This is a genomic window from Leifsonia stereocauli, assembly GCF_038432415.1.
GTDB classification, from domain to species: Bacteria; Actinomycetota; Actinomycetes; order Actinomycetales; family Microbacteriaceae; genus Orlajensenia; species Orlajensenia stereocauli.
Genome location: NZ_JBCAUN010000001.1, coordinates 1,490,881 through 1,517,470 on the forward strand (window position 1 = coordinate 1,490,881; position 26,590 = coordinate 1,517,470).

Sequence of the window (26,590 nt, forward strand, 5' to 3'; positions counted from 1 at the left end):
TAGGACCGGCGCGGGCACCGGATGCCGCGGCTCAGGAACGCGCTGACGCCTTCTCCTTCTCGGCCTTCTTCTCGGCCTTCTTCCGGGCCTTCTTCTGCTCCTTGGTCGGCTTGGGCTCCGCAGCCTTGCGCGCGGCCTCCCGAGCCACCTCGAGCTCGGTCGCCGCGGCATTGACGGCGTTCTCGGCACGCTGCACCCGCCGGGTCTCGAAGGTGCTCGCACCGAACCGGACGCGCACGCGGTTCTGCTTCTCCTCGACGCCCGTGACGATGTAGGCCCCGGCGATGAGGATGACCTGGCTCGAGAAGTTGAGCCACAGCAGCAGGGCGATGATCGATCCGAAGGAGGCCAGCAGCGGGTTGTTGCTCGCTCCCCCGACGAACAGGCTCGACAGCACCTGCAGCACTGTGAGACCGATTCCGCCGAGGATGGCACCGGTCCAGAGGGACCGGGCGTCGGGACGCAGGCCTGAGAGCAACCGGAACATGACGGCCACCACGAGGGTGTCGATCGCGAAGATCACCAGGATGCTGACACTGCGAGCGGCGGCATCCGTCAGCCAGGATGACCCGGTCCAGGAGACGACGGTGTCGAGCGCGGCCGTGCTGACGAAGGTGACGGCGGCAGCGGCCAGCAGGGCGGCGCCGAAGCCGATGGCGAGGCCGAGGTTGCGCAGGATGATCCAGAGGAAGAACGTCGGCTCGTTCGGCTGGTCGGCGATGTTTCGGAACGCCGTCTGCAGCGATCCGATCGCGCCGATGGCCGTTCCGATGAGACCGACCAGCGCCAGGATGCCGGCGATACCGAGGGTGAGCGGTTGCACCAGATCGGCGGGATCGATGAGATTGCCCTCGCCGATGAGACCCGGAATGGTGCTGTTCACGGCGTCGATCAGTGCCTGCATGGCCTGGTCGTTGCCGGCCAGCCAGATGCCGGCGATGGCGAAGCCGAGGAACACGCCCGCGAACACGGAGAACAGCACGCGGTAGGTGACACTGTCGGCCAGCATCGGGCCGTGGTGCTCCTGGTACAGCAGGATGGCGCGTACGGGTTTCGTACCGAGTGCCCAGGCGGTGGCCTTCTTCACGAATCCGTCGTCGCTCATGGTTCTCAGGCTAGCGACGGGGAGAAATGGGCGCTGCCCCTTGACGGCGCATCGTCGTTCGCTGAAGACCGGCCGGAGGCCGGGTTCGAAGGGTGGTCTGGTGGCCGGTGCGCTTCGGCCGCGCTCTGCGCGCGGGCCTGGTCGAGCGAAGGCGGCCATGTCCGAAAACCGCTGACGGATGTCGCCCGGACGTGCGACGCTGGATGCATGAACGCACCATCCGCCACCGTCGACACGCTGTTCGAGCAGCGATACCGGGCCATGAGCTCGCGGGACGCCCGCTTCGACGGACAGTTCATCACCGGCGTGCACTCGACAGGCATCTACTGCCGCCCCAGCTGCCCGGCCGTGACGCCGCAGCGCAAGAACGTGTCGTTCTACCTCACCGCGGCGGCAGCGCACGAGGCGGGACTGCGCGCCTGCAAGCGCTGCCTCCCCGATGCCGTGCCGGGCTCGCCGGAGTGGAACATCCGTGAGGATCTCGCGGCTCGGGCCATGCGCCTGATCGCCGACGGCGTCGTCGAGCGCGACGGGGTTCCGGGGCTCGCCTCCCACCTCGGCTACACGCCGCGACACCTCACCCGGGTGCTGCAGGCCGAGCTCGGCGCAGGACCCCTGGCGCTGGCTCGTGCACACCGGGCGCAGTCAGCGCGCATCCTGCTGACCAGCACCGACCTGCCCATCGCCGACGTGGCGTTCGCTGCCGGCTTCGGCAGCATCCGTCAGTTCAACGACACCATCACCGCGGTCTACGAACTCACCCCGAGCGAACTGCGGGCGAGGGCCCGGCGCCTCCCGGCACGGCCGGGCGCTGTGCTCGGCACCGCGTCGACGGGCGCGCCGGGCTCCACGGCCGTCAGCCTGCGGCTCCCCGCCCGCGCCCCCTTCGACGGCGCCGGCGTGCTCGCCTTCCTCGGCGTGCGGGCCATCACGGGCGTCGAGACCTGGGACGGCGAGACGTACGCCCGCGCCATCCGTCTCCCCCACGGCATCGCGACCATCGCACTGCGTGTCGACTCCGACGCGTCGACCCCCGCCATCATCTGCGACGCCTCAGTCGCATCGCTCGCCGACCTCATGCCTCTCGTCGGTCGCGTTCGCCGCCTGCTCGATGCCGATGCCGATGCCGAGGCCATCGACGCTGCGCTCGCCGCCGACCCGGCACTCGCCGCATCCGTCGCCGCTGTCCCCGGCATCCGAGTGCCGGGCACCATCGATCCCCAGGAGACGCTGTTCCGCACGATCGTCGGCCAGCAGGTCTCGGTGGCCTCGGCACGCACCAGCCTCGGGCACCTCGCCGAGGCCCTCGGGGAGCGCACGCCCGACGGGGCCTGGATCCTGTTCCCGACGGCCGAGCAGATCGCCGCCAACGGGATCACGGTGCTGCGCGGTCCCACGCGCCGCATCGCCACCATCCTCGACGTGGCGCAGCGGCTGTGTGACGGATCGCTGAGCATCGACGTCTCCGACACCCGCGATGAGCTGACTGCCGCTCTCACCGCGATCCCGGGTATCGGTCCATGGTCAGCGGGCTACCTGTCGATGCGGGTGCTCGGGAGCCCCGACGTCCTGCTCACCAGCGACCTCGCCCTGCGCCAAGGTGCGGCGCGGCTCGGACTGCCCGCGGATGAGCGTGAGCTGCGGGCGCGCGGCGCCATCTGGGCACCGTGGAGCAGTTACGCGAGCATGCACCTGTGGCGGGCTGCTGCAGGCTGAGCGGCGTCGGTACGGACCGCACCGCACCCGAGGCCCCGTCGGCCCGGATAGCCTAGAGAGGTGAAGTTCGCGCATCTCAGGGTGGAGGGCGAGTCGGTCAACCGGCTCGCCGTTGTCGTCGACGATGGGGCGCTGTTCCTCGATGAGGTGATGGACGAGGCTCCGGCCGACCTGCAGGACCTCATCGAGCGCGGCGACGCCGGCCTCGCCCACGTGCGCGCCGTCGTCTCCAACGCACTGGCGAACCGAACCAGCATGACGCCCGTGAGCGGCCTTCGGCACGCCTCCGCCGTGCTGCGGCCGCCACACGTGCTCGCCATCGGCGCCAACTACGCCGCCCACGCCTCAGAGCTGAAGCTGCGCTCAGAGACCGCGATGACCGTGTTCGCGCTCTGGCCGAACTCGCTCACAGGACACGAGAACACCACGACCTGGCCCGAGGAGATCAGCGACCAGGTCGACTACGAGGCCGAACTCGGCGTGATCATCGGCAAGCCGGCGAAGAACGTGTCCGTGCGCGACGCCCTCGACCACGTCTGGGGCTACACCGTCGTCAACGACATCACCGCCCGCAACATCCAGTTCAGCGAAGCGCAATGGAGCCGGTGCAAGTCGTTCGACGGCTTCACCCCCACGGGGCCCGTCGTCGTGACGGCCGACGAGATCCCCGATCCGCAGGACGTCTGGCTCACCACCAATCTCGACGGCCGCATCCTGCAGGATGCATCGAGCAGCGAGATGGTGCGCAGCGTCGCCGAGATCATCAGCTACCTGTCGACGTCGGCCACCCTCCCGGCCGGAACCCTCATCTCCACCGGCAGCCCTGGAGGCGCCGGCTACTCACGCAAGCCTCCGGTGTTCATGCGCGATGGCTCGGCGGTGACAATCTCGATCGGCGGGATCGGGTCGCTGACGACGTTCTGCCGGGTGGTCTAGGCGCCGCGGACCCGCTCGCTGAGGCCCGCGCGCAGCGCGCGGCCGAAGCGCACCCTTGATGGCGCTTCGACCGCGGACTTCGTCCGGGCCTCAGCGAGCGTGCGTCACTCCGAGGGCTCGCCCCTGCGCTCGTGCGCCTGCACGGCCGTGGTGACGTGCTCGAGGCCGAGCAGACGCTCGGGCGCGAGGTGCGCGAGCACCTCTTCACGTGACATCAGCCCGGACTCCACCACCAGGTCGGCGACGGGCCGACCCGTCAGCAGGGCCTGCTTGGCCAGGACCGCCGCCTCGGTGTAGCCGATGATCGGGATGAGCGCCGTGATGACGCCCACGCTCGACGCCACCATCGCCTCGAGACGGTCGGTGTTGGCCGTGATGCCGTCGATGCAGTTGACCCGCAGGGTCCAGCAGGCCTGGGTCATCCAGGCGAGACTCTGCAGCAGCGAGTGCGCGATGACGGGCTCGAAGGCGTTCAGCTGCAGTTGCCCGGCCTCGGCCGCCATGGTGACGGTGACGTCGGCCCCGGCGATGGCGTAGGCGACCTGGCTCACGGCCTCGGGGATGACGGGGTTGACCTTGCCGGGCATGATCGACGACCCGGCCTGCTTGGCCGGCAGGTTGATCTCGCCGAATCCGGCCTGCGGGCCCGACGACAGCAGTCGCAGGTCGTTGCAGATCTTCGAGAGCTTGATGGCGCTGCGCTTGAGCGACCCGCTGAACGACATGAAGGCGCCGGCATCGCTCGTCGACTCGATGAGGTCGGGTGCCCCCTCGAGCTGCAGCCCGGTGATCTCGTTGAGGTGACGGATGGCTGCAGCCGCGTAACCCGGATCCGCGGTGATGCCGGTGCCGATCGCCGTGGCCCCGATGTTGACCTCGGCGAGCAGCCACGTGGTCTCGGTGAGGCGGTCGTAATCCTCGCCCAGGGTGGTGGCGTAGCCGTGGAACTCCTGGCCCAGGGTCATGGGGACGGCATCCTGCAACTGCGTTCGTCCGACCTTGAGCACGCTGGCGAACTCCTCACCCTTGGCGGCGAAGGACTCACGCAGCAGCGCGAGCTCGGCGAGAAGGTGCTTGAGGGAGAACGCGAGCGCGATCTTGAGCGCCGTCGGGTAGGTGTCGTTGGTCGACTGGCTGCGGTTGACGTCGTCGATGGGGTGCAGGATGTCGTAGCGCCCCTTCTCGTAGCCCGCGAGCTCGAGGGCGAGGTTGGTGATGACCTCGTTGGCGTTCATGTTCGTCGAGGTTCCGGCGCCGCCCTGGATGACTCCGACGACGAACTGGTCCTGGCGGGCTCCGTTGATGATGCGCTGGCACGCGGCGTCGATCCAGCGGGCCTTCTCGGTGCTGATGACGCCCACCTCGAGATTCGCGCGCGCTGCCGCCTGCTTGACGCTGGCGAGGGCAACCACGAAGTCGGGGTAGACCGAGATGGGACGCTTGGCGATCGGGAAGTTGTCGAGGGCGCGCTTGGTGTGGATGCCCCAGTACGCATCATCGGGCACCTCGACGGTGCCGAGCGAGTCACTCTCGATGCGGAACCCGGGGGTCGCAGTCCGTGCTGCTGCCGGCGTGGGCGGCTTCGCCATCGTCGCCTCCTCACTCGGTCGCTTCGACGGGATGGTGGACGCACTGCTGGTCACAAAGGGCTCCGTTGCCTGCTGGTGCCGAGCGCCCTGAAGCGCTCGATCGGTGGATCTCGAGGCATCGTCGCCTCTCGTCCAGCCTACCGGTCAGGGCGCGCAGGAGTCTTCAGACGTCGAGACCTCAGGCGCAGGAAAACGCCGCCAGATCGACCATTCGAAACGGATTCCGTCGTCGACCTGCGCGGCGTCTGCTGAAGTCGTCAGCGCATGCGGCCTCAGTTGCCGATGAAGGCGAACGGCAGGAGTGCGAGGCCGAAGACCAACCCGATGACCGTGAACAGGACGACACCGGCGAGCATCAGTCCGTTGAGCGCGATGCCCCAGATGGCGAGGGTGCGGCCTGCCGACTCGCGGCGGAGTGCCATGATGCCGAGCACGAGGCCGGCGACGGGGGCGACGAGCGTCCACCCGGCGGCGATCGACACGATGCCGATCACGAGGCTCGAGATGCTGAGGCCGCGCGCGGGCTCGACCGTGAGAGCGGTGGGAGCGAGAGGGGCTGTGGTGGACATGGGTGGGTGACTCCTTCTGGTTCTGGGACCCGGGGCCGGGTCTGTCGCGACCGGACCGGGGCGACGCTTCAACGCTACGAAGGAGAACGGATGCGCCCCATCCGGCTAACCCCCGAACACGAGGTGGGGTCCCTGCCGAAGCAGGGACCCCACCATCCGGCCTGACGCGACTAACGCGACTCGTCCACTCCGTCCGCCGCCAACAGGTTCTTCTCGACGTCGCCGCCGTAACCCTCGGACTGCGGGTCGCCGTGCAAGCCGCCCGAGACCGCGTACTCCTCCTCCGGAGAGAGGATGAGCCTGTGACGGCCCCAGAAGGCGAAGCCGAGCAGGATGAGCACGTAGACGACCACGATCGCGATGATGGCGGGCTGGAACGTCGGATTGATGATGAAGCCGACGAACACGAGTGCCGCGATGACGCCGGCGATGATGGCACCCGGCAGGCCCCACGGGCTCACATAGGGCCGCTTGGCGTTCGGGTACCTCCTGCGGAGGATCACGAAGGAGATCATCTGCAGGAGATAGGCGAGCACGGCGCCCCAGACGGCGATGTTGAGGATGATCGCACCGGCGACCGCACCGATGCCCTCTGCATCGAGTCTGCTCAGGATGTCGAGCACGATGAGGGCGATGAACCCGATCACGGCGCCGACCACGAGAGCCACACCGGGCGTCTCGCGCTTGCCCGTCAGCGACAGGAACTTCGGGTAGTAGCCCGCCCGCGACAGCGAGTACATGTTGCGTCCATAGGCGAACATGATGCCCTGCAGCGATGCCAGCAGTCCGATGAGCGCGAACAGTGCCAGCACCGCGGCCGCTCCGTCACCGACGATCGCGCGGAAGCCGTCGAGCAGGGGCTCGAGCGACACTCCCGTCGCCTCGGCGCCGATGACACCGGTGTTGAGGAAGAGCACGAGGAGACCGGTGACGATGAGGGTTCCGCGAGCCCAGAACCCTGCCTTCGGGATGTCTCGCACGGGGTTGTGCGACTCCTCGGCCGCCAGCGGGAGCTCCTCGATGCCGAGGAAGAACCACATGGCGAACGGAAGGGCGAACAGGATCGGGAGCACGCCGTGCGGCAGGAACTCGGTCTGACCGGCATCCGGGGCGATGTTCCACAGCGAGTCCCAGCTGAAGGCACCCGAGAACAGGGCCATGGCCGAGAACACCAGGAGGATCGCGATCGAGATGATCGACACGACGATGGCGAACTTGAATGAGATGGCCGCGCCGGCTGCGTTCAGCGCGATGAAGGCGACGTAGAGGATCACCCACCAGATCCACATGTTGGCCGAGAGGTCGAAGCCGAGAAGCTCGGTCGTGATGCCGTTGGCGTACTGCGCCGAGAAGAACACGATGACGGCCGTCGTGGCGACGTACTCGATGGTCTCGGCGAGTCCGGTGACCAGGCCACCCCACGGGCCCATCGCCGCGCGTGCGAACGAGTACGCACCTCCGGTGTGCGGCATCGCCGCCGCCATCTCGCCGATCGAGAAGATCATTCCGTAGTACATGACCACGAGGATCACGAAGGCTATGAGCATGCCGCCGAAGCCGGCGAAGTCGATGCCGAAGTTCCAGCCCGAGAAGTCGCCCGAGATGACGGCTGCGACGGCGAGGCCCCAGAGTCCCCAGATTCCGGCGGAGCGCTTGAGGCGTCTTTTCTCGAAGTACCCCTCGTCTGCCGAGGCGTACGTCACGCCGGAGACCCGCAAGGTGTCTTTGGCCATCGATGGATCCTTCGCGTTCAGGTTGCATCGGCGCCTTCCGAGCGCGCGGCAACGGGGGTGGAGTGTTGGCCATGACTATAGGGCCGCCATTGGTGCGTTGTACATACCTTTGGATAAGTGGCTCGCGCGTTTCGACCGACGGATGCCGGGAAACCACCTCGCCGCTGGTCGCACCCTGTGATGTAATGGTCGGAAAGCGCACCATTCGTTCGGCCGCAAGGAGAGTTCCATGACACCGAGGTCCGGAAACCTGACGATCGAGGAGCTCACCGAAGAGGTGGCATCCGGAGCCGTCGACACCGTGATCGTGGCCTTCACCGACATGCAGGGCCGTCTCATCGGCAAGCGCGTCTCGGCGCGGCTCTTCCTCGAGGACGTCGCCGAGCACGGCGCGGAGTGCTGCAACTACCTGCTCGCCGTGGACGTGGAGATGAACACCGTCGCCGGCTACTCCATGTCGAGCTGGGAGCGCGGCTACGGCGACATGGCGATGATCCCCGACTTCGACACCCTGCGGCGAGCGCCGTGGCTGCCCGGTGCCGTGATGGTCACGGCCGACCTGCAGTGGCTCGACGGCTCCCCGGTCGTCGCCTCGCCCCGCCAGATCCTGCAGGCGCAGCTGGAGCGCCTCGCCGAGCGCGGCCTCGTGCCCTTCGTCGGCACCGAGCTGGAGTTCATCGTCTTCGACGACAGCTTCCGCGAGGCCTGGAAGAAGGGCTATCGCGACCTTGCACCGGCCAGCGACTACAACATCGATTACGCGCTGCTCGCCTCGACGCGTATGGAGCCGCTGCTGCGCGACATCCGCAACTCGATGGACGGCGCCGGCATGTACTGCGAAGGCGTGAAGGGCGAGTGCAACCTCGGCCAGCAGGAGATCGCGTTCCGCTACGCGCACGCCCTCGTCACCTGCGACAACCACTCCATCTACAAGAACGGGGCGAAGGAGATCGCCGACGCCCACGGCAAGAGCCTGACGTTCATGGCGAAGTTCAACGAGCGGGAGGGCAACAGCTGCCACATCCACATCTCGCTGCGCGACGAGGAGGGCAGGGCCGTCTTCGCCGACGAGGATGCCGAACACGGCATGTCGACGATGTTCCGGCAGTTCCTCGCCGGCCAGCTCGCGGCGATGCGCGAGCTCACCCTGTTCTTCGCGCCCAACATCAACTCCTACAAGCGTTACGTCGACGGCAGCTTCGCCCCGACCGCCGTGGCGTGGGGACTCGACAACCGCACCTGCTCGCTGCGCGTCGTCGGGCACGGACTCGGCATGCGCGTCGAGAACCGAGTGCCCGGCGGCGACGTGAACCAGTACCTCGCGGTCGCCGCGCTCATCGCCGCCGGCCTGCACGGCATCGAGAACGAGCTGGAGCTCGAGGATGCCGCCGTCGGCAACGCCTACACGGGCGGGGCCGACAGGGTGCCGACCACTCTGCGCGAGGCCGCCGAGCTGTTCGAGGGCTCCGCGATCGCACGGGCGGCCTTCGGCGACGAGGTGGTCGAGCACTACCTCAACAATGCCCGCGTCGAGCTGGCCGCCTACGACGCGGCCGTCACGGATTGGGAACGGGTCCGTGGCTTCGAGCGACTCTGAGAGCGTGGGCGACACCACCTCCGCCGACCCACCCGCCGCGACTCCGGTGATCGGCATCACCACGTACCTCGAGCAGGCGCAGACCGGCGTCTGGGACGTGCGAGCGGCCTTCCTCCCCAAGGTCTACATCGATGCTGTGACGGATGCCGGGGGCATCGCCGTGCTGCTCCCCCCTCAGCCCGTCTCGCCCTCGACGGCGCGCGCCGTGCTCGGCGGCCTCGACGGCCTGATCATCGCCGGCGGTGCCGACGTCGACCCCGCGCGCTACGGCCAGCAGCCGCACGATCGCACCGGCGTGCCGCGCATCGATCGCGACACGTGGGAGGACGCCCTCCTGCTCGCCGCGATCGAGACCGAGCTGCCGTTCCTCGGCATCTGCCGCGGCGCCCAGATGCTCAACGCCAGCCTCGGCGGCACTCTCGTGCAGCACCTGCCCGACGTGATCGGCAGCGAGAAGTACCAGCCGGGTCCGGCGGAGTTCGGGTCCATCGAGGTGGCGACGGTCGCCGGGTCGAGAGTCGCGGCCCTCGTCGGCGAGCGGCATCCGGCCCACGTCTACCACCACCAGGCGATCGACGTCGTGGCCGACGGCCTCGTCGTCACCGCGCGCAGCGAGGACGGCGTGATCGAGGCTGTCGAGCTGCCATCGGTTCCGTTCGGAGTCGCCGTGCAGTGGCACCCGGAGGAGAACAGCGAGGACCGTCGGCTGTTCGCCGGGCTGGTCGAGGCGGCTCGCGGGCGCGTCAGGAATTCCAGCGGCACCGGGCCGACCACCAGCATCCAGGAGCACGCATGAACTCCACGCTCATCAATCCCGCCGACGAGAGCGTCATCACGACCATCGAGCACTCGAGCGGCGAGGATGTCGATGCTGCCGTCGTTCGCGCGACGACAGCTCAACGCGAGTGGGCCTCGCGCGCGCCGGCCGACCGGGCGGAGGCGCTCCGCCGCTTCGCCGAGGCCGTCGACGGCGATCTCGAGAGACTGGCGCAGCTCGAGGTGTGCAACTCCGGCCACCCGATCGGCCAGGCACGCTGGGAGGCAGGGCACGTGCGCGACGTGCTCGAGTACTACTCCGCCTCTCCCGAGCGCCTGTTCGGCCGGCAGATCCCGGTGGCCGGCGGCATCGACATGACGTTCAACGAACCCCTCGGCGTCGTCGGTGTCATCACGCCGTGGAACTTCCCGATGACCATCGCCGCCTGGGGCTTCGCGCCGGCCCTCGCCGCCGGCAATGCGGTGCTGTTGAAGCCTGCCGAGTGGACGCCGCTGACCAGCATCCGTCTGGCAGAGCTGGCCACGCAGTCTGGACTGCCCGACGGCCTGTTCCAGGTCCTTCCCGGCCGCGGATCGGTCGTCGGCCAGCGCTTCGTGTCGCATCCGGCCGTGCGCAAGGTGGTCTTCACGGGGTCCACCGTCGTGGGCAAGCAGATCATGGCCGGGTGCGCCGACCAGGTGAAGCGGGTCACCCTCGAGCTCGGGGGCAAGAGCGCGAACATCGTGTTCGCCGACGCGGACATCGAGAAGGCCGCGGCCACGGCACCATACGGGGTGTTCGAGAACGCAGGACAGGACTGCTGTGCACGCAGCCGCATCCTGGTGCAGCGGAGTGTGTACGAGCGCTTCATGGAACTCCTCGAACCGGCCGTGCAGGGAGTCGTCGTGGGTGACCCGTTGCTGGAAGCCACCGAGATGGGGCCGCTTGTCTCGAGGCCGCACTTCGATGCCGTGAGCGCGTATGTTCCGGATGACCGCGACGTGGCCTTCCGCGGATCGGCTCCTGACGGACCCGGCTTCTGGTTCGCGCCGACAGTGCTCACGCCGCCGCGAGACGACCGCCGTGTGCGCGAGGAGATCTTCGGGCCCGTCGTGACGGTGCTGCCGTTCGACGACGAGGCCGACGCCCTCACCCTCGCGAACGACACCGAGTACGGGCTGTCGGGGTCGATCTGGACCCGAGACGTGGGCCGCGCCCTGCGGGTGTCGCGCGGAGTCGAGTCGGGCAACCTCTCCGTGAACTCGCACTCCTCGGTGCGCTACACGACCCCGTTCGGCGGCTTCAAGCAGTCGGGCCTCGGGCGGGAGCTCGGACCTGACGCCCCGCTCGCCTTCACCGAGACCAAGAACGTCTTCATCGCCGTCGACTAAGGAGCACACATGGCAGACATCACCCGCATCGACCTCACCCAGCGCCTCGCCGGCAAGGTCGCCGTCGTCACGGGAGGGGCCAGCGGCATCGGCCTCGCCACGGTTCGGCGCTTCGCCGCTGAAGGCGCCCGCGTCGTGATCGGCGACCTTCCGGGCTCGCCGGGCGCCGAGATGGCGGCATCCGTCGACGGACTCTTCGTCCCGACGGATGTGACCGACGAGGCGCAGGTCGACAACTTGTTCGACACGGCGGCGTCGACCTACGGCTCGGTCGACATCGCGTTCAACAACGCCGGCATCTCGCCGCCCGACGACGACTCGATCGAGACCACCGAGCTGCCCGCCTGGCAGAAGGTGCAGGATGTGAACCTGAAGAGCGTCTACCTGTGCTCGCGGGCGGCCCTGCGCCACATGGTGAAGCAGCAGCGCGGATCGATCATCAACACGGCCTCCTTCGTCGCGGTGCTGGGCTCGGCCACCTCTCAGATCTCGTACACGGCCTCGAAGGGCGGCGTGCTCGCCATGAGCCGCGAGCTCGGCGTGCAGTTCGCGCGCCAGGGCATCAGGGTGAACGCGCTCTGCCCCGGCCCCGTGAACACGCCGCTGCTGCAGGAACTGTTCGCGAAGGACCCCGAGCGCGCCCAGCGTCGGCTCGTGCACATCCCGGTCGGGCGCTTCGCGGAGCCAGAGGAGCTCGCCGCGGCCGTCGCCTTCCTCGCCAGCGACGACTCGTCGTTCATCACCGGCTCGACCTTCCTCGTCGACGGCGGCATCAGCTCGGCCTACGTCACGCCGCTCTGAGGGGCGATCTAGGCTGGAACGATGACCGACACGGGGGGAACGGATGCGGCCGGCGATCTGAGCGCCGAGCTTCTGCTGCGCCCCGGCAAGGTCGTCAACGCCTTCGAGGAGACAGTGCAGCGACTGCTGCAGACGATCAGGCTCGGGCTCATCGGACCGGGCGGCCGGCTGCCGGCCGAACGCGAACTCGCCACCATGCTCTCGGTGAGCCGCGACACCCTGCGCGATGCTATCGGGGCCCTCGCCGATGCCGGCTACGTGGTGTCTCGGCGCGGTCGCTACGGGGGCACCTTCGTCGTCGACGAACTGCCGACAGGAACCCCGGTGATGCGGGCGGGCTCGGTCGGCGGTGCAGCCGCCCTCGTCGAGCGACCGGCCGTGACACCGGCGGAGATCGAGGACACCCTCGTGCTGCGCAGCATCCTCGAGGTCGGCGCTGCACGGCAGGCCGCGACGGGCGAGCTGACCGGGATCGAGCGCGAGCGGCTGTGGCAGGCGCTCGAGGACTGCAGTGCGGGCTCCGCCGATGACTACCGCCGGCTCGACTCGCGCCTGCACCTGCTGATCGCCGAGCTCGTCGGCTCCCCCAGCCTCGTGCCGCTCATCGCCGACGTCCGCATGCGCACCAACGAGCTTCTCGACCGCATCCCCCTCATCGCCGCCAACATCGCGCACTCCAACCAGCAGCACGAGGACATCGTGAAGGCGATTCTGCGCGGGCATCCGGATGCCGCAGGACAGGCCATGGAAGAGCACATCGCCGGGTCCGAGGCGCTGCTGCGGGGGTTCCTGGGCTGAGCGGGCCGTCGAGGCGTCGTGTCACGGCATCCACTGTTCATCGGCACCCGGTGTAAATAATTCTTGACATGCCCGCACCCGAGGCCTAGCTTCTCCATGTAAAGCATTCTTTACATTACCCGAGCATCGGAGCAGCCATGTCCTATGAGCAGAAGGGCGTCTGGGTCTACCTCCTGGTTTCCACCGGGGCGTACCTCGTCTACGTCTGGATCATCCTCGGCCAGGCCGATGGCGCGCCGCTGGTCGACGTCGACTACGTCGTGCCGTTCCTGATCTCGCTCGGCATCTCGATCGTCGCAGCCATCGTCGGACGCATCGTCGTCGAGATCCTGAGCCCGAGCGACGACTACTCGACCGATGATCGCGACCGCCAGATCAACCGGTTCGGCGAGGCCCGCGCCTCGTGGTTCGTGATCGGCGGCTCCCTCGTCGCTCTGCTGCTGGCGGTCCTCGAGCAGCCATATTTCTGGATCGCGAACGCCATCTACCTCGGCTTCGTGCTGTCGGCGGTGGTCGGATCCGTCATCAAGCTCGTCGCCTACCGACGCGGAATCGACCCGACATGGTGAAGCCGACGCGGGTCTCGAACCGCATCCGCACCCTGCGAGCCCAGGCTGGCGATATGACCCAGGCGCAGCTCGCCGAACGCATCGGAGTGACGCGCCAGACCGTGATCGCCATCGAGCAGGGGCGCTACTCCCCCACGCTCGAGCTGGCGTTCCAGATCGCCGGGGCCCTCGGCGTTCGCCTCGACGACGTGTTCAGCTACCCGACCGGAGATGCATCATGAAACAGGCACGCTACTCCCGCTACGGCGGGCCCGACGTCGTAAAGGTGACGGATGCCGCGACCCCGGTGCCGGGTCCCGGTGAAGTCGTGATCCGCGTGCGGGCGGCCACTGTGGGTGCTGCTGATGCGGCCGCCCGAGCGGGCTCGCCGGCCTTCGCGCGGCTCTACTTCGGGCTGCGGCATCCGCGGATCCCCGTACTCGGATCCGACGTCGCGGGCGAGGTGGTGGCGGTCGGGGATGCCGACAGAGCGCGCTTTCGCGTGGGCGATCGGGTCTTCGGTGTGACGGGTTCCACGATGGGCGGGCACGCCTCTCATCTCGTCCTGCCCACGGATGCCGCGCTTGCACTGCAGCCATCCGGGGTGACGGATGCCGAGGCCGCCGCCCTCGTCGACGCCACGGCGCTGGCGTTCCTGCGCGATGCCGGGCGGCTCCGCTCGGGCCAGCGCCTTCTCGTGATCGGAGCATCCGGCAGCGTCGGGGCGATGGCGGTGCAGCTGGGAGTCCACTTCGGCGCCCACGTCACCGGTGTCTGCAGCGGGGCGAACGTCGAGCTGGTGCGGTCGCTGGGCGCGGATCGCGTCATCGACTACACGCGCGACGACTGGTGGGCGGCATCCGTCGGCAACGAATCCGTCCCCGGCTACGACGTCATCTTCGACGCCGTCGGTGCGAGTTCGTACCGACGCGCTCGCCCCGTTCTCGCTGACGACGGCATCTACCTGCGCACGGTCCCCACGCTCGCGCTTCTGCTGCAGATGGCCTGGACGTCGCTCGGCTCCCGCCTCCATCTCGGACGCACGCGGGCCGCTATCGCCTTCACCGGACTGCGGCCGACGACCGCGCAGGCCGGCGACCTTGCCATCACCGTCGAACTCGTCGAGAGCGGCGCGCTGCGAGCGGTCATCGACAGCACCTACCCACTCGAGCGCATCGCAGAGGCTCACCGCCGGGTCGACACGCACCGCAAGCGCGGCGCCGTGATCGTGACGATGGATTGATCGAATAAATATACGATACTGCTTAGCGCCGGATCTCCTCCACAGGCTTGGATTCGCAGATGCGTTTCGAATACACTTGCGAGCATTTCTCGGTTTTGAGACAATTGAGTCATGCCCGCTCCGGCTCTGTTGCTCACCGGAATGACCGCCTCTCTGGTGTCTTCCGGGGTGTGTGCGGCCACGTTCGCGGGGCTGGCCGATGACGAGTTGCTGTCCACCCAGGCGGCCTCGGCGACTGCACGGCACGAGGTCGACCGCATCTCTGCCTTGGCGGCGGCGGAGATCGCTCGCCGCTCCACACCGGAGCACGGGCTGGACTCGCTGGCACGCCGGTCGGGGTTCGCCGACGCCGACACGTTGTTGGTGTCACTGACGGGGTCGACGAAGGCTGAAGCGCGCTCGCTGGCGCGGGTGGGCGAGATGATCGCGGTGACGGATGCCGCCATCGACCTGTCCGCCGCCCGCGACGCCGACCCCGACCTCGCCGCCGTGGTGCCGCCGGTCGAGACCCCCTGGTACGCCGCTCTGGCCGTCCTGGTCACTGCGGGGCGGCTCACCGTGGCGGTGGCCGATGTGATCCAGGCCGGTCTCGGCGAGATCACCGACGCGGTCACCGCCGACGACCTCGAAGCAGCCTTGGCTGCACTGCTCACCGAGCTGCTCGGGGCGGATGGCACCCACCGGGTGCACGTGGCCGAAGCCCGCAACGCCGCCCGTGCAGCCCGAGACCTCATCGACACCGCCGGGGTCGCTGTCCGGGAGGCTGCACTGCGGAACAAGCAGTACTGGCGGCAGTGGATCGGCCCCGACGGCATGTACCGGGGTGAGTACGCCCTGGACCCGGAGAACGGTGCCCTGCTGCAGAGCGTCCACGACCAGTTGACCCACCCACGCCGGCAGCCCGACCCGAAGAAGCGTGCCTTCGGTGCAGCACCGGTCCGGGATCCGTTCGTCGAGCGGTCAGCCCGGGAACGCGACGCTGCCGAAGGACTCGTCCAGCTGGTCAGGGCTGGCGCATCCGTCGACCCGATGCGCCTTCTCGATACGGAGACCCCGTCGGTGCGGGTCGTCGTCAACGAGCAGGCGCTGCGCACCGGGTCCGGGTTCGCTGCCCTCGAGGGTCACCCCGGCGCTGTGTCCCTGGCGACCATCGAACGGGGGTTGTGTGCCGGCTACCTGCCCGTGCTGTTCAGTGCGACCGGGCAACCGCTCAACCTCGGCCGCGACGAACGACTGTTCACTCGGACGCAACGCATCGCGATCACCCTCCGCGACGGCGGTTGTCTGGAACCCGACTGCGACCGACCACCCTCCTGGACCGAAGTGCATCACATCAAACATTGGAAACGCGACCACGGCAACACCGACGTCGCCGACGGTGTCCTGTTGTGCCGCCGGGGTCACCTCCGCGTCCACAACGAGGGTTGGGAGATCAGCCGCGACAACCACGACCGGTACTGGCTGATCCCACCGCCAATCATCGACCCGACCCAGACGCCCCGGCTGATGAAACCGAAAACGATGGCCGAGATCACCCACCCCGTCACCCTCCCTGCCGCCCTCGAACCCGCTGCCACGGCCACCGGGTAGGACTCCGCCCACGCTTCGACCGCGGACCCCGTCTCCCCGCTCGCTGAGGGCCGAGCGCAGCGACCGCCCGAAGCGCGCCCCACACCCGGCACCACATCGGAGCCCGCTCACCCCATCTGACTCGGGCGTCTGAGACGCGAGAAGCCCCCGCTCCCGAAGGAGCAGGGGCTTCTCGCGTCAGGGCCGCACCCAGCGGCCCAGCGACCGCCTACGCGAAGAGCGCCTCGATGGGCCCGCGCGCGAAGTAGATCAGGAAGCCGAGGGCCACGACCCACAGCAGCGGACTGATCTGCTTGGCCTTGCCGGACAGCGAGCGCACGATGACCCAGGCGATGAAGCCGGCTCCGATGCCGTTGGCGATCGAGTAGGTCAACGGCATGATCACGACGGTGAGGAACACCGGCAGCAGCACCGAGAATTCGCTGAGGTCGATGCCCCTGATCTGGCTCATCATGAGCGCACCCACGATGACGAGAGCGGCCGCGGCGACCTCCTGCGGAACGATCGCGGCGATCGGCGTGAAGAACATCGCAGCGATGAAGAGCAGACCCGTCACGATGTTGGCGAAGCCCGTACGCGCGCCCTCGCTGATGCCGGAGCCCGACTCGATGAACACGGTGTTCGACGAACTCGAGGTGAAGCCACCGGCGACGGCGCCGACACCCTCGACGATGAGCGCAGACCGCAGCCGCGGGAAGTTGCCCTTGTCGTCGGCGAGTCCGGCCTCCTTCGACAGGCCCGTCATCGTGCCCATGGCGTCGAAGAAGTTGGTGAAGACGAGTGTGAAGACGAGCATCAGCACGGTGAGGAAGCCCACCTTGCCGAAGTCGAAGCTCACGGCACCGACGAGGCTGAGGTCGGGAAGGGCGAACCAGTTGCCCGGGATGACCGGAACCGAGAGCCCCCACCCGATCCCCGGGTTGGTGACGGCGCTGCCGAGGTGACCAATGGCCTCCACGATGACGGCGAGGACCGTTCCGCTGACGAGACCGATGAGAATGGCGCCCTTGACCTTGCGAGCCATGAGAACGCCCGTGAGCAGCAGGGTCACCACGAAGACGATCGCGGGCCACGTGGCAATGGAACCGCCGATGCCCAGGCCGACGGGCGGTGATGCGTTTCCGGTCGAGGTGACGATGCCCGCGTCGACCAGACCGATGAACGCGATGAACAGACCGATACCGACGGTGATGGCGATCTTCAGCTCGTAGGGCACGGCGTTGAAGATGAGACGGCGCAGACCCGTGGCAGCCAGCAGCACGATGACGAGTCCGTTGATGACCACGAGGCCCATCGCCTCGGGCCAGGTGACCACGCCGACCACGCTGAAGGCGAGGAAGGAGTTGATGCCGAGCCCGGCAGCGAAGGCGAACGGCAGACGAGCGATGAGTCCGAACAGGATCGTCATCACGCCGGCGGTGAGCGCCGTGACAGCGCCGACCTGACCGAAGTCGAGGGTGTTGCCGAGCACGTCGGGCTTGCCCGACAGGATGATCGGGTTGAGGATCACGATGTAGGCCATCGTGACGAAGGTCACGACACCGCCGCGCACCTCGCCGCCGAGACTGGAGCCGCGGGCCGAGATCTGGAAGTAGGAGTCGAGACGGCCCTTGAGGCCGCCCTTGTCAGTCTGCGGCTCAGCCGTCTGGGTGCTCGAATTCACAGACCGATCCTAGAGGGAATCCACACGGCCGGTGTACGTGGCCGCCGCAGCGGCTGCAGCATCCGTCCCTCCGATGTTCAGTAGCATCGCAACGGGCCTGTCGAGGCCCGCGGCGACGACGAAGGAGCGAGATGGCCCTCCCCTGGACCCTGCACGGTGACGGCACGACGATGGGGCCGACGGATGTCGTCCTGCCGGGTGAGCGCCTGAGTTGGCCCCGCACCATCGGCCTCGGCATGCAGCACGTCGTGGCGATGTTCGGCGCCACCTTCCTGGTGCCGATCCTCACGGGCTTCCCGCCATCGACCACGCTGTTCTTCTCGGGCATCGGCACGATCCTGTTCCTGCTGATCACGCAGAACCGACTTCCGAGCTACCTCGGGTCCTCGTTCGCGTTCATCGCCCCCATCGTCGCGGCCACGGCGACGGCCGGCACCGGCAGCGCCCTGTTCGGCATCGTGGTCGTCGGCGCCCTGTTGGCGATCATCGGCGGAATCGTGATCGTCACCGGCTCAGGCTGGATCGACGCCCTGATGCCCCCCGTCGTCTCGGGTGCGATCGTCGCGCTCATCGGGTTCAACCTGGCACCCGCCGCCAAGGCGAACTTCACCGAGGCACCGTGGACGGCACTCATCACCCTGGCTGCCGTCGTGCTCTGCACTGTGCTGTTCCGTGGACTGCTCGGCCGACTGTCCATCTTCATCGGCGTGGTGATCGGCTACATCGCAGCCGTCGCCTTCGGCCAGGTCGACTTCTCAGCACTCGAGGATGCGGCCTGGATCGGCCTGCCCGACTTCCGCTGGGCCGCGAATCCCTTCACCGATGCCGCGGCGACCTTCGGGGTGCTCCCGGCGTTCCTGCCCGTGGTGCTCGTGCTCATCGCCGAGAACGTCGGCCACATCCGCGGAGTCGCACAGATGACAGGCGACCCGAAGGTCAACGCCTACACCGGGCGGGCATTGCTCGCCGACGGGCTGTCGACGATGCTGGCCGGCTTCGGCGGCGGCTCGGGCACGACGACCTACGGCGAGAACATCGGCGTGATGGCGGCGACCCGCGTCTACTCCACCGCCGCCTACTGGGTGGCGGGCGGCTTCGCCGTGCTGCTCGGACTCTCCCCGAAGATGGGCGCCCTCATCAACACCATCCCGGCGGGAGTGCTCGGCGGAGTCACGACGGCGCTCTACGGCCTGATCGGCATCATCGGCGTGAAGATCTGGGTCGACAACAAGGTCGACTTCTCCCGCCCGATCAACCAGATGACGGCCGGTGTGGCGCTGATCATCGGCATCGCCGACTTCACGCTGCACGCCGGCGCCTTCACCTTCAACGGAATCGCACTCGGAACCATCGCCGCCATCGTGATCTACCACGTGATGAAGGCCATCTCGCGGGTGCGCGGAACAGCCTGATCAGTGCCTAGTGGTGGAAGTACGGGATGATCAGGTAGATGCCGTAGAGCACCGCGATACCGGCGATGGCGAAGCACACGTACGCACCCCAGAGTGCGAGGCGCTTCTGGCCGTCGGACAACGGGTTCTTCTTCGCGGCCTTCCTCTGACGCTTGGCTGCGGCCTTCGACTGCTCCGGCGTGATGACGGTGATCGCATCGGTGAAGGATGCCGGCTCCACGAGCGGCGCGCGCCCCGAGGCCGCGAGCAGACGAAGCCCGAACGAGTACGCGCTCACGACGATGGCGGTCACGACGAGCGAGGCTACGGCGACGAGGAGGAATGCCGACCAGTCGATCACAGGGACACCTTCTTGATCGGCTTCGGGTTGCGTTTGATCCTGACGGCCTCACCGGATGCCGCGACCTCGCTGGTGACATTGCTCGAAGTCACAGCACCGTTGCGACGGGACTGCCAGAAGATCCCGACGATGACGACGACACCGACGACGGTGTCGATCAGGATGCCGATGGTGCCGAGCTTGGTGATGGCGGCGGCGATTCCACCGACGACGGCCGCGGACGGGAGAGTCAGCACCCAGCCGATGCCGATGCGTCCGGCCGTCGCCCAGCGCACCGTCGAGCCGCGTCGACCGAGGCCCGATCCGATCACGGATCCGGAAGCCACCTGCGTCGTCGACAGCGCGAAGCCGAGGTTGGTGGAGGCGAGGATCGTCGTCGCAGTACTGGTCTCGGCCGCGAAGCCCTGGGCCGGCTTCACATCGGTGAGGCCTGTGCCGAGAGTCTTGATGATGCGCCAGCCGCCCATGTACGTTCCGAGCGCGATGGCCAGTCCGCAGGCGATGATGACCCAGGGCTCGATGACGCCGGTATCCGTCTGGATGCCGGCGGCGATGAGTGTGAGCGTGATGATTCCCATGGTCTTCTGGGCGTCGTTCGTGCCATGGGCGAGGGCGACCAGGGAACTGGAGAAGATCTGACCGTACCTGAAGCCGTCTCGCCCGTCAGGGCGGGAGTCGTAGCGGCGGGTGATGAGATACGCGAGCTTCGTGGCCGTGTACGCGACCAGGCCGGCGATCACCGGGGCCAGCAACGCCGGGATGATCACCTTGTCGAGCAGCACGATCCAGTCCACGGGCTCGAGGCTCCACGCACCGACGACGGCAGCACCGATGAGACCGCCGAACAGGGCGTGGCTCGAGCTCGACGGCAGACCGAACAGCCAGGTCGCCATGTTCCAGACGATGGCACCGATGAGTCCGGCGAAGATGAGCTCCGGCGTGATGAGCACACCCTCGGATCCCTCCTTGATGATGCCGCCCGAGATCGTGAGGGCGACAGCCGTGGACAGGAAGGCACCGACCAGATTGAGGATCGCCGCGAGGCCGACGGCCACCTTCGGCTTCATGGCACCCGTGGCGATCGGCGTCGCCATCGCATTCGCGGTGTCGTGGAATCCGTTGGTGAAATCGAAGAACAGGGCCAGCACGATGACCAGCACGACGATCAGGGTGAGATCCACCGGCGTCTTTCTTTCAGGAGGAGACCCGATGAAGATTTCACCGGACGTTCACCGCTTCGCGGTTGTGTCGATCATGAGCGCGATACCCACGACGATGCTCGCATCCTCGCGCGCCGAGGTCAACCTGAGCGACCGTCAGCTCTCGCCGACCACTGAGGACAGATCGGGACCGAAGGTGAAGCTGCGTCGCACGGTCCCGCCAGCGAGCACGCCCGGCAGCCAGAAGCGTGCGTCATCCCACATCAGATCGAGCGGAACGTCGTCGAGATCGAACCATTCCGGATCGAGCTCATCGGATGCCGCCGGCTCACCCGACCACGATCTGCACACGAAGACCGTCGACTCCTGGCTCCAGGCCTCGCGGTACGGGAAGTGGTAGCTGAGCAGGCCCCTCTGCTCGAGAGAGTCCGGATCGACGACCAGTCCGACCTCCTCGAGCACCTCCCGGGCGATGGCCTCGGCCGCCGTCTCCCCCGGCTCCAGCTTGCCGCCCGGGCCGACGTACTTGCCTTGGCCGAGTCCGAGCTTCTTGCGCCCGAGGAGCACGCGCGTGACACCGGCGGCATCGGTGAGCAGGAGGTAGCAGACGCAGACCTGGGGCAGCACGCTCAGTCGAATCAGGGAGTCAGGCGAGTGGGTGGAATCAACCGAAGAGGACGGCGGCCTCGTCGTACCGCGACGGCGGGACGACGTTCAGGGCGCCGGTGGCCTCGTGGATCGAGACGCGCGCGATGTCGGTGCCGCGCAGCGTCACCATCTCGCCCCAGGCCTCGTCGTGCACGGCATCCACCGCGGCCATGCCGAGGCGGGTGGCGAGAACGCGGTCGTAGGCCGACGGGGCACCGCCACGCTGGATGTGGCCGAGAACGGTCGCGCGCGACTCGATGCCCGTGCGCTCCTCGATCATGGGCGCGAGGATCTCGGCGATGCCGCCGAGACGCGGGCGGTTGAACGCGTCGAGGCCCTTGTGCGAGTGCGACGATTCCATGTCGCTGAGGCGGAAGCCCTCGGCGACGACGATGACGGGCGCGCGTCCGCGATCGCGCACGCTCTCGACCCACTCGCAGATCTGCTCGATGGACTGCGGCTGCTCCGGCACGAGGATGGCGTGGGCGCCGCCCGCCATGCCGGAGTGCAGGGCGATCCAGCCGACGTGGCGTCCCATGACCTCGACGATCATGCAGCGACCGTGCGAGTCCGCCGTGGTGCGGAGGCGGTCGATGGCCTCGGTCGCGATCTCGACGGCCGTGTCGAAGCCGAAGGAGTAGTCGGTGGAGGCGAGATCGTTGTCGATGGTCTTCGGAACGCCGACGACCTTGATGCCACCCTCGTCGACGAGGCGACGGGCCGCCGTGAGGGTGCCCTCGCCGCCGATCGCGATGATGGCGTCGATGCCGTTGGCGTCGAGCATCCGCTGGATGTTCTCGGGGCCGCCGCCGTCACCCTCGAAGGGGTTCGTGCGCGAGGAGTGCAGGATGGTTCCGCCCTGACGGGAGAGACCGCGCACCTCCTGGCGGGGAAGGGGGACGATGTCGCCCTGGACGACTCCGCGCCAACCCCAGCGGAAGCCGACGAACTCGGCTTCGTGCGAGATGACTCCCCGCAGGACGGCACCGCGGATGACGGCGTTCAGGCCGGGGCAGTCGCCCCCGCTCGTCAGAATCCCGATCTTCATAGCTCTCTGAGGCTCCTTGAATCAAACGTTGCAGACGCCGCTTCATCGGGGCGAGGGTGTCGCTCCGGAGTCTATCTGTGCCGTCGTCTGCAGCGCGAAACCTACAGGGTGCCGTCGAGCGCCTGACGCAGCAGGTGCTGCAGGGCGTCGAGCTGCACCGAGTCCGCACTCACGATCTCCTGGTCCGACCCGTCGAGTGCTCGGGCTGCGAGGCCCTGCTTCGCGTCGATGAGCTCGGCGATCTTGGAGTCGATGGTGTGCGCCGCGATGATGCGCCAGGCCGTGACGGGCTCGTCCTGACCGATGCGGTGCACGCGGTCGATCGCCTGGGTCTGCTCGGCTGCTGTCCAGCTGAGCTCGGCGAGCACGACGTTCGACGCCGCCTGGAGGTTGACGCCGACGCCTGCCGCTGTGAGCGAGCAGACGGCGACCGCAACCTCCGGATCGTTGTTGAACGCGTCGATGGCAGCCTGGCGGGCGAGCGCCGTCTGGTCTCCGCGCAGGGAGACGGTCTTGAGGTCCGCCTTCGCGAGGATGTCCTCTGCCGTGTCCATGACGTCGATGTGCTTCGCGAAGAAGACCACCTTGCCGACGGAGCGCGCGAGCTGGGCGGCGTAGTCCGCGGCCAGCGCGGCCTTCGCCTGGCCGATCTTGCGCACCATCGTGAAGACGTTCTCGCCATTCTTGGCCGACTTCGACTCCTCGAGCTCCGCCGTGGCGACTGCACGCACGAACGAGTCGTACTGGTCGTCGTCGAGCTGTCCGCGCGACAGCTCGCGCGTGCGGAGCAGGGCGTCGAACCTGTCGCGCAGTCGGTAGCCGAGTTCGCGTTCCGCCTGACGGATGCTGCGACCCAGGTCGTCGTCGAGCTCGACGGGGAGATCGGCGATGCGCTTGGCCGGCAGGTCGGCCGCGACGTCCACCTTGCGGCGGCGCACGATGCCCATGTCGATGACGGCGGCACGGGCATCAGCGTAGAACCCGAAGTCGGCTGGCGTGAGCCCCGTCTCCTCGAGCTTCTGCATGAGCTTGGGCGCCGGCTTGTCGCCGTCGATCCAGCCGAGGAACTGCCAGATGGCCCGGAAGTCGTCGACGTCGTTGATGAGGGGGGTACCGGTGAGGGCGAGCAGCAGCGCTTCGCCTCCCGGCGCCTTCTGGCGGATGTGCTGCGCGAGCGCCAGAACGTTCTTCGAACGCTGCGACTGCAGGTTCTTGATGAAGTGCGCCTCGTCGACGACCATGCCCTTGAAGCCGAGCGTGGTCAGCCATGCCATGTGGCGGTCGAGCACGTCGTAGTTGACCACGACGACGTCGGCGAATGCATCGAGGGTCTGGCCGTCGCCGTGGATGACTGTGGCGCGGCGGTGCGGCGTCCAGCGCTCCACCTCGCGGGCCCAGTTCATCTTCACGACGTTGGGAACGACGGCGAGCAGCGGATAGGCATCGGCGACGGATGCCGCCAGCACGCTCTGCGCCGTCTTGCCGAGTCCGGGCTCGTCGGCGAGCAGGAAGGTGCGGTGGCCCTGGCGCACGCTCTCCACGAAGCGTGCCTGGTGCTTCATGATCTCCATGCCGCGCGGCGACAGACGATCGATCTTCGGGGCCTCGGGCAGCTCCATCGTGGCGGCCTGGCCGCCCGAGCCGTACTCGAACGACTTGAACAGCGGCCCGAGGAGCTCCCAGTTCGCGAGGCGTCGCACCGGGACGGCCGGGGCGGTCTGGCGCGAGAAGTCTGGGGCGAGGAACGGGTTGGCGAGCTGACGCGCCTTCACGGACTGCGGGATGACCTGGTTCGCTGCGGGAACGGGCTTGACCTCGGCCTCGCGGGTGATGATGAGCTCGTCGGGGCTGAGCTCGGCTCCGGATTCGAGGAGCCAGTCGCGGCGGAAGCGCTGCGCGACGGTGGAGACACCGGCATCCGGTTCCAACAGGGTGATCAGGCTGGTGTCGCGCGCGGCGGTCTTCGCGAGGATCTGCGCGATGCCATCGAGGCGTTTGAGCAGCTCGGCTCTGGCGGTCTCGTTGAGCTCCTTGTCTGCCTTGACGCGGGCGCGCTCCTCGCGCATGAGCAGCGCGATCACCTGGTACTTGGTGCGGTTCGTCGGTCCGAGCTTGCCGCCCTGAGCCTTCGCCTCGACCTCGCGCACCTTGCGGGCGAGGATGGGGATGATCGGGGCGTCGTCGTCGCGCGACCTCGTTCGGGTGCGCGTCGTTCGCTGATCGGGCATGTGTCCTTCCGTGGTGTCAGGTTCTCGTCATCAGGCCTGCCTGCTCGAAGGAGCCTGCTGCCGGCTGAGGAACGCCTGCGTGAGGAACCCGGACTCAAGCAACGCGCTGATACGCGGTCGAGACGGTGACGGGGTTCGTCGACGCGCGTTTATTCTACGCCGATCGGCGCAGGCATGGGCATCTCGGATGCCGCGCGTCGCCGCTGACGCGTCCGCCGGTGTCGAGGAGGAGCATCCGGCGGGCTTTCCGAAGTAGCCTGATCGGGTGATCGACGACATCAAGAAGCGTGCCCTGCATCGCACCCGCATCCTCGAGGGCCAGTTGCGCGGACTCGAGAAGATGATCGAGAACGAGGACTACTGCGTCGACATCCTCACGCTGTCGCTGTCGATCCAGAAGTCGCTCGGCTCGCTCAACAAGCTCATCGTCGAGAACCACCTGCGCACCCACGTCACCGACATGTTCGACGCCGGCGGAGAACAGCGTGAGGCCGCCATCGGCGAGCTGCTCTCGATCTTCGAACTGCAGGCGCGATCGGCTGCCGCCGATGCCGCATCCGTCACCGGAGAGGGCACCGCGACCGCCTGACTTCGCTCAGGTTCCGCGGGCCGTCGAGGCGAACCAGGCGTCGAGCTCACTCGGCACGTCGGTGATGATGCCGTCGACACCGAGAGCACTGGCCTCAGCCCAGGTGTCATCGGAATTGAGCGTGTAGCACAGCACCCCGAGGTCGGCTCCGTGCATGCGCGTCACGGCCTCGGGCTGCGCCGCAACCGACTTCGCCGTCGTCGCGATGGCGAGCACGCCGAACTTGCGCGCCATCGGCACGGGGTCGGCCGGGAGTTCGCGAGCGAGCATGAGGCGCGGATACTGCGGTGCGACGAGCTGGATGTTGGCGAGGGTCTCGAGGCTGAACGACTCGAGCATGATGCGCCCAGCCAACGGCCGGCTCTCGATCAGGTCGATCACTGTGCGCACCTCATCGGCGTTCCAGATCGCCTTCAGCTCGATGAGCGCGGACTTCTCCGTCTTCGCGAGCGCGTCGAGGAAGGCCTCGAGGGTCGGGATGCGGGTGCCCGCGTACTCCCGGGCGAAGAACGATCCGGCATCCATCCTCTGCAGCTGCTTCAGCGTGTGGTCGCCGACGCTCCCCTTCTTCCCGGTCACGCGCTCGAGGGTGGTGTCGTGGAACAGCACGGGCACGCCGTCGTTCGTGAGCTGCACGTCGGTCTCGACGAAGGCGAGAGCCGGATTGGCGAAGGCGGCTTCGAAGGCCGGCATGGTGTTCTCGGGTGCGACCGAGCGATCGCCCCGATGACCGGCGATGAAGGCCGCCTGCCCCGGGGCCCGGAGGCCACCGAAGACGTCGGCTGCATAGACGCCACTCACCGATGGGACGACCGCCACGACGAGTGCGAGCCCCAGGACTGCTGAGAGGGAGAGAAGACGGAACCAGTGGGCGGCAGAGCGGATTCCGCGACGCGCGTTCGGGTCGCGGCGGGGGTGCACGGTCAACGGATCGGGTCCTTCCGGCTGCCGAGCGCCTCGTTGCGCCGTGCAGGTGGATCGACCCTAACCCATTCGTTACCGTTTCGTTACCCGTCGTTCACCGCAGTTCACGCCCCAATTCGGGGGTGCGACGCATTCACACCACCCGCTCGCAGAGGGCCGAGCGCAGCGACCGCCCGAAGCACTCGCGGCAAAGGCGCCGGGTTCG

At 68.0% G+C, this 26,590-nt stretch carries 24 protein-coding genes; 13 read left to right on the forward strand and 11 right to left on the reverse strand.

What is annotated here, in order from left to right; genetic code table 11:
- Positions 1-31: 31 nt before the first annotated feature.
- Entirely contained in the window at positions 32-1,105 is a 1,074-nt protein-coding gene (locus AADV74_RS07275) for a YihY/virulence factor BrkB family protein (protein WP_342112788.1), read from the reverse strand.
- Positions 1,106-1,312: 207 nt separating this feature from the next.
- On the opposite strand from AADV74_RS07275, the gene AADV74_RS07280 reads away from it, so the two are divergent.
- Together AADV74_RS07280 and AADV74_RS07285 are read left to right on the forward strand one after the other, a co-directional pair.
- On the forward strand, positions 1,313-2,821 hold the full coding sequence (locus AADV74_RS07280) for an AlkA N-terminal domain-containing protein (RefSeq protein ID WP_342112789.1): 1,509 nt from the start codon (positions 1,313-1,315) through the stop codon (positions 2,819-2,821).
- Positions 2,822-2,881: 60 nt separating this feature from the next.
- Positions 2,882-3,757: a fumarylacetoacetate hydrolase family protein gene (locus AADV74_RS07285; RefSeq protein WP_342112790.1), complete on the forward strand. Its 876-nt coding sequence runs from the start codon at positions 2,882-2,884 to the stop codon at positions 3,755-3,757.
- A 104-nt stretch (positions 3,758-3,861) separates the two neighbouring features.
- Here AADV74_RS07285 and AADV74_RS07290 read toward each other — a convergent pair whose 3' ends face one another.
- From AADV74_RS07290 to AADV74_RS07300, 3 genes are all read right to left on the reverse strand, one after another.
- On the reverse strand, positions 3,862-5,346 hold the full coding sequence (locus AADV74_RS07290) for an aspartate ammonia-lyase (protein ID WP_342113113.1): 1,485 nt from the start codon (positions 5,344-5,346) through the stop codon (positions 3,862-3,864).
- Between the two features lie 272 nt (positions 5,347-5,618).
- Positions 5,619-5,915, reverse strand: coding sequence for a hypothetical protein (locus AADV74_RS07295; RefSeq protein ID WP_342112791.1), 297 nt, complete (start codon positions 5,913-5,915; stop codon positions 5,619-5,621).
- 170 nt (positions 5,916-6,085) lie between these two features.
- Positions 6,086-7,648 (reverse strand): amino acid permease, encoded by a 1,563-nt coding sequence (locus AADV74_RS07300; protein WP_342112792.1) that lies wholly within the window; start codon positions 7,646-7,648, stop codon positions 6,086-6,088.
- A 229-nt stretch (positions 7,649-7,877) separates the two neighbouring features.
- Between AADV74_RS07300 and AADV74_RS07305 the strand changes: the two genes are divergently transcribed.
- From AADV74_RS07305 to AADV74_RS07345, 9 genes are all read left to right on the forward strand, one after another.
- Positions 7,878-9,245 carry a glutamine synthetase family protein gene (locus AADV74_RS07305; protein WP_342112793.1) on the forward strand — a complete coding sequence of 456 codons (1,368 nt, stop codon included), beginning with the start codon at positions 7,878-7,880 and terminating at the stop codon, positions 9,243-9,245.
- Between the two features lie 4 nt (positions 9,246-9,249).
- Positions 9,250-10,041 (forward strand): gamma-glutamyl-gamma-aminobutyrate hydrolase family protein, encoded by a 792-nt coding sequence (locus AADV74_RS07310; RefSeq protein WP_342112794.1) that lies wholly within the window; start codon positions 9,250-9,252, stop codon positions 10,039-10,041.
- On the forward strand, positions 10,038-11,393 hold the full coding sequence (locus AADV74_RS07315) for an aldehyde dehydrogenase family protein (protein ID WP_342112795.1): 1,356 nt from the start codon (positions 10,038-10,040) through the stop codon (positions 11,391-11,393). The genes AADV74_RS07310 and AADV74_RS07315 overlap by 4 nt, the downstream gene beginning before the upstream one ends.
- Before the next feature lie 9 nt (positions 11,394-11,402).
- A complete protein-coding gene (locus AADV74_RS07320; RefSeq protein ID WP_167756819.1) occupies positions 11,403-12,194 on the forward strand; it encodes a 3-oxoacyl-ACP reductase in 792 nt (263 codons plus the stop codon).
- A 21-nt stretch (positions 12,195-12,215) separates the two neighbouring features.
- Positions 12,216-12,992, forward strand: a complete 777-nt coding sequence (locus AADV74_RS07325) for a FadR/GntR family transcriptional regulator (protein ID WP_342112796.1) — start codon at positions 12,216-12,218, stop codon at positions 12,990-12,992.
- 137 nt (positions 12,993-13,129) lie between these two features.
- Complete coding sequence (locus AADV74_RS07330) at positions 13,130-13,561, forward strand: hypothetical protein (protein WP_342112797.1); 432 nt, start codon at positions 13,130-13,132, stop codon at positions 13,559-13,561.
- Positions 13,555-13,782, forward strand: a complete 228-nt coding sequence (locus tag AADV74_RS07335) for a helix-turn-helix transcriptional regulator (protein ID WP_342112798.1) — start codon at positions 13,555-13,557, stop codon at positions 13,780-13,782. Before AADV74_RS07330 ends, AADV74_RS07335 begins: the two co-directional genes overlap by 7 nt.
- On the forward strand, positions 13,779-14,783 hold the full coding sequence (locus AADV74_RS07340) for an NAD(P)-dependent alcohol dehydrogenase (protein WP_342112799.1): 1,005 nt from the start codon (positions 13,779-13,781) through the stop codon (positions 14,781-14,783). The genes AADV74_RS07335 and AADV74_RS07340 overlap by 4 nt, the downstream gene beginning before the upstream one ends.
- A gap of 111 nt (positions 14,784-14,894) precedes the next feature.
- Positions 14,895-16,373, forward strand: a complete 1,479-nt coding sequence (locus AADV74_RS07345) for an HNH endonuclease signature motif containing protein (RefSeq protein ID WP_342112800.1) — start codon at positions 14,895-14,897, stop codon at positions 16,371-16,373.
- A gap of 208 nt (positions 16,374-16,581) precedes the next feature.
- On the opposite strand, the gene AADV74_RS07350 is transcribed toward AADV74_RS07345, so the two are convergent.
- Positions 16,582-18,036, reverse strand: coding sequence for an NCS2 family permease (locus AADV74_RS07350; RefSeq protein ID WP_342112801.1), 1,455 nt, complete (start codon positions 18,034-18,036; stop codon positions 16,582-16,584).
- A gap of 131 nt (positions 18,037-18,167) precedes the next feature.
- On the opposite strand from AADV74_RS07350, the gene AADV74_RS07355 reads away from it, so the two are divergent.
- Complete coding sequence (locus AADV74_RS07355) at positions 18,168-19,448, forward strand: uracil-xanthine permease family protein (protein WP_342112802.1); 1,281 nt, start codon at positions 18,168-18,170, stop codon at positions 19,446-19,448.
- 7 nt (positions 19,449-19,455) lie between these two features.
- On the opposite strand, the gene AADV74_RS07360 is transcribed toward AADV74_RS07355, so the two are convergent.
- From AADV74_RS07360 to AADV74_RS07380, 5 genes are all read right to left on the reverse strand, one after another.
- A complete protein-coding gene (locus tag AADV74_RS07360; protein ID WP_342112803.1) occupies positions 19,456-19,788 on the reverse strand; it encodes a peptidase in 333 nt (110 codons plus the stop codon).
- Positions 19,785-20,969, reverse strand: a complete 1,185-nt coding sequence (locus AADV74_RS07365) for an inorganic phosphate transporter (protein WP_342112804.1) — start codon at positions 20,967-20,969, stop codon at positions 19,785-19,787. The genes AADV74_RS07360 and AADV74_RS07365 overlap by 4 nt, the downstream gene beginning before the upstream one ends.
- A gap of 135 nt (positions 20,970-21,104) precedes the next feature.
- Positions 21,105-21,575: an 8-oxo-dGTP diphosphatase gene (locus tag AADV74_RS07370; protein WP_342112805.1), complete on the reverse strand. Its 471-nt coding sequence runs from the start codon at positions 21,573-21,575 to the stop codon at positions 21,105-21,107.
- Positions 21,576-21,612: 37 nt separating this feature from the next.
- Positions 21,613-22,644 (reverse strand): 6-phosphofructokinase, encoded by a 1,032-nt coding sequence (locus AADV74_RS07375; protein WP_342112806.1) that lies wholly within the window; start codon positions 22,642-22,644, stop codon positions 21,613-21,615.
- Positions 22,645-22,745: 101 nt separating this feature from the next.
- Positions 22,746-24,872 (reverse strand): DEAD/DEAH box helicase, encoded by a 2,127-nt coding sequence (locus AADV74_RS07380; RefSeq protein ID WP_342112807.1) that lies wholly within the window; start codon positions 24,870-24,872, stop codon positions 22,746-22,748.
- Positions 24,873-25,137: 265 nt separating this feature from the next.
- On the opposite strand from AADV74_RS07380, the gene AADV74_RS07385 reads away from it, so the two are divergent.
- On the forward strand, positions 25,138-25,461 hold the full coding sequence (locus tag AADV74_RS07385) for a metal-sensitive transcriptional regulator (RefSeq protein WP_342112808.1): 324 nt from the start codon (positions 25,138-25,140) through the stop codon (positions 25,459-25,461).
- A gap of 6 nt (positions 25,462-25,467) precedes the next feature.
- On the opposite strand, the gene AADV74_RS07390 is transcribed toward AADV74_RS07385, so the two are convergent.
- Positions 25,468-26,382 carry a glycerophosphodiester phosphodiesterase gene (locus AADV74_RS07390; RefSeq protein WP_342113114.1) on the reverse strand — a complete coding sequence of 305 codons (915 nt, stop codon included), beginning with the start codon at positions 26,380-26,382 and terminating at the stop codon, positions 25,468-25,470.
- Positions 26,383-26,590: the final 208 nt, after the last annotated feature.

Bases quoted from the DNA above. Each gene is read 5' to 3' on its own strand.
- AADV74_RS07280 (WP_342112789.1), top strand. From the start codon at position 1,313: ATGAACGCACCATCCGCCACCGTCGACACGCTGTTCGAGCAGCGATAC.
- AADV74_RS07340 (WP_342112799.1), top strand. From the start codon at position 13,779: ATGAAACAGGCACGCTACTCCCGCTACGGCGGGCCCGACGTCGTAAAG.
- AADV74_RS07345 (WP_342112800.1), top strand. From the start codon at position 14,895: ATGCCCGCTCCGGCTCTGTTGCTCACCGGAATGACCGCCTCTCTGGTG.
- AADV74_RS07335 (WP_342112798.1), top strand. From the start codon at position 13,555: ATGGTGAAGCCGACGCGGGTCTCGAACCGCATCCGCACCCTGCGAGCC.
- AADV74_RS07375 (WP_342112806.1), bottom strand. From the start codon at position 22,644: ATGAAGATCGGGATTCTGACGAGCGGGGGCGACTGCCCCGGCCTGAAC.
- AADV74_RS07380 (WP_342112807.1), bottom strand. From the start codon at position 24,872: ATGCCCGATCAGCGAACGACGCGCACCCGAACGAGGTCGCGCGACGAC.
- AADV74_RS07295 (WP_342112791.1), bottom strand. From the start codon at position 5,915: ATGTCCACCACAGCCCCTCTCGCTCCCACCGCTCTCACGGTCGAGCCC.
- AADV74_RS07330 (WP_342112797.1), top strand. From the start codon at position 13,130: ATGTCCTATGAGCAGAAGGGCGTCTGGGTCTACCTCCTGGTTTCCACC.
- AADV74_RS07315 (WP_342112795.1), top strand. From the start codon at position 10,038: ATGAACTCCACGCTCATCAATCCCGCCGACGAGAGCGTCATCACGACC.
- AADV74_RS07320 (WP_167756819.1), top strand. From the start codon at position 11,403: ATGGCAGACATCACCCGCATCGACCTCACCCAGCGCCTCGCCGGCAAG.
- AADV74_RS07355 (WP_342112802.1), top strand. From the start codon at position 18,168: ATGGCCCTCCCCTGGACCCTGCACGGTGACGGCACGACGATGGGGCCG.
- AADV74_RS07300 (WP_342112792.1), bottom strand. From the start codon at position 7,648: ATGGCCAAAGACACCTTGCGGGTCTCCGGCGTGACGTACGCCTCGGCA.
- AADV74_RS07275 (WP_342112788.1), bottom strand. From the start codon at position 1,105: ATGAGCGACGACGGATTCGTGAAGAAGGCCACCGCCTGGGCACTCGGT.
- AADV74_RS07290 (WP_342113113.1), bottom strand. From the start codon at position 5,346: ATGGCGAAGCCGCCCACGCCGGCAGCAGCACGGACTGCGACCCCCGGG.
- AADV74_RS07305 (WP_342112793.1), top strand. From the start codon at position 7,878: ATGACACCGAGGTCCGGAAACCTGACGATCGAGGAGCTCACCGAAGAG.
- AADV74_RS07325 (WP_342112796.1), top strand. From the start codon at position 12,216: ATGACCGACACGGGGGGAACGGATGCGGCCGGCGATCTGAGCGCCGAG.